The 7,525-nt window shown below is 68.0% G+C and carries 4 protein-coding genes and 2 rRNA genes; 1 reads left to right on the forward strand and 5 read right to left on the reverse strand.

The features are described 5' to 3' along the window. Positions 1-1,044: a FecCD family ABC transporter permease gene (locus F3T56_RS04640; RefSeq protein ID WP_149823387.1), complete on the reverse strand. Its 1,044-nt coding sequence runs from the start codon at positions 1,042-1,044 to the stop codon at positions 1-3. A 179-nt stretch (positions 1,045-1,223) separates the two neighbouring features. Beyond that, on the reverse strand, positions 1,224-2,288 hold the full coding sequence (locus tag F3T56_RS04645) for an HAD hydrolase-like protein (RefSeq protein ID WP_149823388.1): 1,065 nt from the start codon (positions 2,286-2,288) through the stop codon (positions 1,224-1,226). A 120-nt stretch (positions 2,289-2,408) separates the two neighbouring features. On the opposite strand from F3T56_RS04645, the gene F3T56_RS04650 reads away from it, so the two are divergent. Further along, entirely contained in the window at positions 2,409-3,701 is a 1,293-nt protein-coding gene (locus F3T56_RS04650; RefSeq protein ID WP_149823389.1) for a DUF1015 domain-containing protein, read from the forward strand. 78 nt (positions 3,702-3,779) lie between these two features. Here F3T56_RS04650 and F3T56_RS46875 read toward each other — a convergent pair whose 3' ends face one another. From F3T56_RS46875 to F3T56_RS04665, 3 genes are all read right to left on the reverse strand, one after another. Further along, complete coding sequence (locus tag F3T56_RS46875) at positions 3,780-4,577, reverse strand: tetratricopeptide repeat protein (RefSeq protein ID WP_216372923.1); 798 nt, start codon at positions 4,575-4,577, stop codon at positions 3,780-3,782. A 1,263-nt stretch (positions 4,578-5,840) separates the two neighbouring features. After that, positions 5,841-5,957, reverse strand: a 5S ribosomal RNA gene (gene rrf / locus F3T56_RS04660). Between the two features lie 174 nt (positions 5,958-6,131). Next, positions 6,132-7,525: ribosomal RNA gene (locus tag F3T56_RS04665) — 23S ribosomal RNA — on the reverse strand; the annotation flags it as partial.

Below are 7,525 nucleotides of genomic sequence, written 5' to 3' on the forward strand. Positions count from 1 at the left end.
TCACAGCTGCGCCGTCCTCCGCCGTCGTACGAGAAAGATGAAGACCGGCCCGCCGAGGATCGCGGTGACGATGCCCACCTGAAGTTCCGCGGGCCGCGCCACGATCCGGCCGACGACATCGGCGCCGAGCAGTAGCACCGGCGACAGGACCGTCGCGTACGGCAGGATCCAGCGCATGTCGGGCCCGGTGAAGGACCGTACGACATGCGGGACCATCAGCCCGACGAACACGATCGGCCCGCACGCGGCGGTCGCGGCGCCGCACAGCACGGTGGCGGCGGCCATGGACAGCGCCCGGGTGCGGTTGAGGTTGGCGCCGAGCGCGCGGGCGGTGTCGTCGCCCATGGCCATCGCGTTCAGCGGCCGCGCGAGCAGCAACGCGACAACGGTGCCGACCGCGAGGAACGGCAGGACCTGGACGATGGTCTCGTCGGTCGCCGAGGCCAGCGAACCGACCGTCCAGAAGCGCATCTTGGAGAGCGCCGCGTGATCCATGATCATCACGGCCTGGAGGTAGCCGTAGAGCGCGGCACTGATCGCCGTGCCCGCGAGAGCGAGCCGTACGGGCGTCGCCCCCCGGCTGCCGCCGAGGAACCACACCAGCGCCCCGACCGCCGCCGCGCCGACGAACCCGAACCACACATACCCGGTCAGCGAGGTGACACCGAAGTAGGTGATGGCGGTGACCACCGCGGCGGACGCTCCCGCGTTGATGCCGAGCAGACCCGGGTCGGCCAGCGGATTGCGGGTGAGCGCCTGGAGCACGGCACCGGCCAGGCCGAGGGCGGCGCCGGCGAGCAGCCCGAGGAGGGTGCGCGAGATCCGCTCCCCGACGACGACATCGCCGTACGTCCCCGTGTCGTCGAACAGGCCGTGCCAGACCTGCTCCAGCGACAGCTCTTTCGCGCCGATCGCGATGCTCGCCAGCGCGACCAGAACAAGGATCGCGAGGGAGACGACGAGACCGACGGCACGTATCGCGCGGCGGTTGGGGGGCGCGGGGGCGGTCTCCGCGCTCGGTTCGGGGGGACTGTCGACCAACACCCGGTTAGGTTAGCCTATCCTCTGCTTTTGGCTCGATAGCGTCCACGAAGACGGCACGGGTGTACGACGAGGAGGGCGCGGGCGTACGACGAACACCACCCCGGCGTACGGCGCGAGGGCCTCTTGGGCGAGGCGCACCAACCCCAAGGGCCGCTCGATCCCCTTCCGATCCCAGGAGTTCAGAGCCCCAGCCGTGCCAGCGCCTTCCCCCCGTCCAGCTCGCACGAACCCTCTCCGGCCGCCGTCCACGCCGCCGCACACAGCGCCCGCAGCCCGTCCAGCGCCCCACCCTCGCCGTCCAGTTCCAGCCTCCCCCACTCTCGGCTTCGCTCGAGCGGGGGGACCCCCATTCCACCGGCCGTCGCCGTCCAGCCACCGCAGCGGAAGCCCGAGCCCGCCTCGACGACTTCCGGCTGCCCTGTCAACAGCCCCCGCAGATCGGCGTCGACGTACGTCGGCCGGTGCTGCGGAAGCGCGGCCAGCAGCTGCGCGCCGTCGGTCACACCGGTCAGCACGAGCAGCGAGTCGACCTCTCCGTTGAACGCCCCCTCGATGTCCGTGTCCAGCCGGTCCCCGACCACCAACGGCCGCTCGGCGCCCGTCCGAAGAATCGTCTCCCGGTGCATCGGCGGCAGCGGCTTGCCGGCCACCTGCGGCTCGGCGCCGGTGGCTATCCGCACGACCTGCACCGCCGCCCCGTTCCCCGGCGCGATCCCGCGCGCGCTCGGAATCGTCAGGTCGGTGTTGGACGCGAACCACGGCACCCCGCGCGCGATGGCGTAGCTGGCCTCCGCGAACCGCCCCCAGGGCAGCTCAGGACCGCCGTATCCCTGCACCACCGCCACCGGATCGTCGTCCGCCGACTCGACCGGCTCCAGCCCTCGCTCGCGCAGCGCGACCCGCAGCCCCTCGCCGCCGATGACCAGCACCCGCGCCCCCGCCGGCACCTGCTCGCTGATCAGCCGGGCCACGGCCTGCGCCGACGTGATGACGTCACCGGCCTCGGTCGGTATGCCCAGCGCCGTGAGATGCGCGGCCACCGTGTCGGGCGTCCGCAGCGCGTTGTTCGTGACATACGCGAGATGCATGCCCCCCGCACGGGCCGTACCCAGTGATTCCACGGCGTACGCGATCGCGCTCCCGCCCGCGTACACCACCCCGTCCAGATCGAGCAGCGCCGTGTCGTACGCCTCGCTCAGGGCCTGCCCACTGCCGTCGGGCCGCGTCCTGACTGCCTGGCTCATTGCACACCGCTCCTCGCTCGGCCGATCAACAATCGGTTCAACAATCGGTTGGGTCAACAATCGGTTTGGATCGCTTCCACCGATCATCGCGCATGCCACTGACACACATACGATGCATGAATGAACTACGCAGGTCCCGCGGAGGAGAACCCGGCGCGCAGCGGCCTCGAACTGACCCCGTTCCGGGGCCTTCGCTACGACCCCGACCGGGTCGGCAGCCTGGCCGCCGTGACATCACCGCCGTACGACGTGGTCGTACGGCCGGACGGTCTGCTCCACCTCGAATCGGCCGACCCGCACAACATCGTCCGCCTGATACTCCCCCAGGCCAGTACCCCCGACGCCCGCAACGAACAGGCGGCCGAGACCCTGCGCCACTGGCTCTCCGAGGGCGTCCTGGCCCCCGACACCGAGCCGGGCCTCTACGTCTACGAGCAGGCCGACAGAACCATCCTTCAGCGCGGCCTCATAGGCGCCCTGCGCCTCTCGGAGCCCGCCGACGGCGTGGTCCTCCCCCACGAGGACGTCATACCCCACGTCATCGCCGACCGCGCGGCCCTGATGCGCGCCACCTCCGCCAACCTGGAACCCCTGCTCCTCACCTACCGGGGCAACGGTTCCACGACCGGCGCGACAGCCGTGGTCGAGCGCACCACGCACCGCCCCCCTCTCCTCTCGACGACCACGGAGGACGGCTTCAGCCACCGTCTGTGGGCGGTCACCGACCCCGCCGACCTCGCCGAGATCCAGTCGGACCTCGCCAGCCACCAGGCCCTCATAGCCGACGGCCACCACCGCTGGGCGACCTACCTCCGGCTACGCGCCGAGCACCCCACGCCCAGCCCCTGGGACTACGGCCTGGTCCTCCTGGTGGACACCGCCCGCCACCCCCTCCGCGTCCGCGCCATCCACCGCCTGCTGCACCAACTGCCGGTGGCCGACGCCCTGAGCGCCCTGGACGGCCTCTTCCGCGTACGACACCTCACGGTCCCGCTCCCCGAGGCCCTGAATGCCCTGGCGGACGCGGCCACTGCAGGCAACGCCTTCCTCCTCGCGGGCGACGGCTCCTTCCACCTGATCGACGCCCCGGACCCGGACCTCCTCGCCCGTACCATCCCCGCCGACCACCCGGCCACCTGGCGCACCCTCGACGCGACCGTCCTGCACGCCACGCTCCTCCAGCACGTCTGGCACATCCCCGAGGACTCACCGGCGCACATCGCGTACATCCACGACACGGCGGCCACCGTCGAGAAGGCGGAAGGGGACGGCGGCACGGCCGTCCTGATGCACCCGGTCCGCGAGGAGGTCGTACGCGACCTGGCCCGCCAGGGCATCAAGATGCCCCGCAAGTCGACGTCCTTCGGCCCGAAGCCGGCGTCGGGACTGGTGCTGCGCGCGCTGGAACTCTGAGCCGCGCTGACATCCGGACATACGAAGGGGCGGGATCCCGTACGTGGAATCCCGCCCCTTCACCGCGCTTGCCGAACGTCAGTCCTTGTCGTCCTCGCCGCCCTTGTCCTCATCGTGCTCTTCGACGGCCTCGTCATCCGCGGCAGTCGGGCTCTGCGGCTCGTCGTCGCCCGCCCGCTCGGTCTCACTGTCGCTGTCGTCGAGGACGTCGACGAACTCGACGCCGTCCATCTCGGCGAGCCGGTCCGACGCGTCGGTGCTGCCGTCCTTGTCCGCTTCGACGGCCTTGGCGAACCACTCCCGCGCCTCGCCCTCACGCCCGGCCGCGAGCAGCGCGTCGGCGTACGCGTATCGCAGCCGCGCGGTCCACGGCTGTACGGAGTTGGAGGCCAGCTCGGGGCTCTGCAGGGTCACGATGGCCGCGTCGAGCTGGTCCATGTCACGCCGGGCACCGGCCGCGACGAGCCGCATCTCGACCTGACCGGCCTTGTCCAGCTTGTGCACCTCGGGCGCCCCGGCCATGTCGAGCGCCTTCTCGGGCCGCCCGAGACCACGCTCGCAGTCGGCCATCACAGGCCACAGATCCACGTTGCCGGTCATCCGCCGCGCGGCCCGGAACTCGGCGAGCGCCTCGCTGTACTTCTGGTTCGCGTACGCGGCGAAGCCGGCCGCCTCGCGTACGGCGGCGACACGCGACGCCAGCCGCAGGGCCACCCGGGAGTAGCCGTACGCACCCTCGGGGTCCTCATCGATGAGCCGGGCGACCATCACCAGGTTCTTGGCGACATCCTCGGCAAGCGTCTTGGGCAGGCTCTGCAGCTCCTGCCGTACGTCCTTGTCGATCTCCTCGCCGGTGACGTCCTCCGGGATCGGCAGCCGCTTGATCGGCTCGCGGTCCCTGTCCCGCTCATCACGGAAGCGCCCGCCACCGCGCCGATCGTCACCGCCCCGCCGGTCGTCACGTCCACGGAAACCACCGGGCCGACCGCCACGGTCGTCGCGCCGGGGGCCACGACCCCGGTCGTCACGGCCGCGATCGTCCCGCCCACGGAAACCACCACGCTCGGCGCCACGGCTGTCGTCCCGCCGGAAGCCACCGCGATCGTCATCGCGCCGGAAACCGCCCCGGTCGTCGTCACGACGGTACGAGGGACGGTCACTGTCCCGGCGCTCGCCACGGTCCCCTCGGTCGTCACGCCGATCATCGCGGCGGAAGGCCGGCCGATCCGCGTCCCGGCGGTCGTCACGCCGGAACGGCGCACGTCCACCACGGTCGTCCCCACGCCGGTCATCGCGACGGTCGTCACGTCCACGGAACCCACCGCGCTGCTCACCACGGCTGTCATCACGACGGCCGAAGCCACCGCGGTCGTCGTCACGACGGTACGAGGGACGGTCACTGTCCCGGCGCTCGCCACGGTCGTCACGCCGAAAGCCACGGTCACGATCTCGGTCCCGGTCGTCGCGGCGGAAGCCGCCCCGGTCCCCGGTGTCACGCCGGTCGTCACGACGATCGTCCCTACGGTCATCACGGCGATCGTCACGGCGGAACGCGGGACGGTCATCACGACGGCCGAAGCCACCGCGGTCGTCGTCACGGCGCTCGTCACGCCGGTCATCGCGACGGAAACCAGGACGGTCTCCGTCCCGCCGGAAGCCACGGTCACGGTCCCGGTCGTCACGACGCGGTCCCCCGGGGCGGTCGTCGCGACGGAATGCGGGACGAGGCCCACGGTCACCCTCGCGACGGTCGTCACGCCCACGGAATCCGCCGCGCTCGCCGCCACGGCTGTCATCACGACGGAAACCACCGCGATCATCGCCGCGGCGGAAGCCCCCGCGGTCATCACCTCGCCTGTCGTCGCTTCGACGGTCGTCGCCCCGGCGGTCATCACCGCGGCGATCGTCACGACGCCCGTAGCCACCACGGTCGTTGTCGCGCCGGTCGCTGTCCCGACGCGGTCCACCCCGGTAACCACCACGGTCACCACTGTCCCGTCGCCGCTGGTCGCGCTCCGGTCGCTCGTCGGGAGAGTTGGTGGACATGGTGACTCCTGTCTTCGGTACTGCAAGCATTGTAAAAACAAAAGGACCCCTGGTCCCAGCTGAACGCTGGTGACCAGGGGTCCTCCAAAGATTGTTCGGCGGCGTCCTACTCTCCCACAGGGTCCCCCCTGCAGTACCATCGGCGCTGTAAGGCTTAGCTTCCGGGTTCGGAATGTAACCGGGCGTTTCCCTCACGCTATGACCACCGAAACCCTATTGGTTTCGAGCGAACAAGCACACTCTTCAGTTAAATGCTCAGCTCAAAGCCGACAACTGTTCGTTGTCTCAGAACTGACACAGTGGACGCGAGCAACTGAGGACAAGCCCTCGGCCTATTAGTACCGGTCACCTCCACACCTTGCNACACAGTGGACGCGAGCAACTGAGGACAAGCCCTCGGCCTATTAGTACCGGTCACCTCCACACCTTGCGGTGCTTCCAGATCCGGCCTATCAACCCAGTCGTCTACTGGGAGCCTTAACCCCTCATGGGGGTGGGAGTCCTCATCTCGAAGCAGGCTTCCCGCTTAGATGCTTTCAGCGGTTATCCCTCCCGAACGTAGCCAACCAGCCATGCCCTTGGCAGAACAACTGGCACACCAGAGGTTCGTCCGTCCCGGTCCTCTCGTACTAGGGACAGCCCTTCTCAAGACTCCTACGCGCACAGCGGATAGGGACCGAACTGTCTCACGACGTTCTAAACCCAGCTCGCGTACCGCTTTAATGGGCGAACAGCCCAACCCTTGGGACCGACTCCAGCCCCAGGATGCGACGAGCCGACATCGAGGTGCCAAACCATCCCGTCGATATGGACTCTTGGGGAAGATCAGCCTGTTATCCCCGGGGTACCTTTTATCCGTTGAGCGACGGCGCTTCCACAAGCCACCGCCGGATCACTAGTCCCGACTTTCGTCCCTGCTCGACCCGTCGGTCTCACAGTCAAGCTCCCTTGTGCACTTACACTCACCACCTGATTGCCAACCAGGCTGAGGGAACCTTTGGGCGCCTCCGTTACCCTTTGGGAGGCAACCGCCCCAGTTAAACTACCCATCAGACACTGTCCCCGATCCGGATCACGGACCCGGGTTAGACATCCAGCACGACCAGACTGGTATTTCAACGACGACTCCACCCGAACTGGCGTCCGAGCTTCACAGTCTCCCAGCTATCCTACACAAGCCGAACCGAACACCAATATCAAACTGTAGTAAAGGTCCCGGGGTCTTTCCGTCCTGCTGCGCGAAACGAGCATCTTTACTCGTAGTGCAATTTCACCGGGCCTATGGTTGAGACAGTCGAGAAGTCGTTACGCCATTCGTGCAGGTCGGAACTTACCCGACAAGGAATTTCGCTACCTTAGGATGGTTATAGTTACCACCGCCGTTTACTGGCGCTTAAGTTCTCAGCTTCGCCACCCCGAAGAGTGACTAACCGGTCCCCTTAACGTTCCAGCACCGGGCAGGCGTCAGTCCGTATACATCGCCTTACGGCTTCGCACGGACCTGTGTTTTTAGTAAACAGTCGCTTCTCGCTGGTCTCTGCGGCCACCCCCAGCTCAAGCAGCACGTGCTCTCACCAGGTGTGGCCCCCCTTCTCCCGAAGTTACGGGGGCATTTTGCCGAGTTCCTTAACCATAGTTCACCCGAACGCCTCGGTATTCTCTACCAGACCACCTGAGTCGGTTTAGGGTACGGGCCGCCATAAAACTCGCTAGAGGCTTTTCTCGACAGCATAGGATCATCCACTTCACCACAATCGGCTCGGCATCAGGTCTCAGAC

It is taken from the genome of Streptomyces tailanensis (assembly GCF_008386495.1).
GTDB classification, from domain to species: Bacteria; Actinomycetota; Actinomycetes; order Streptomycetales; family Streptomycetaceae; genus Streptomyces; species Streptomyces tailanensis.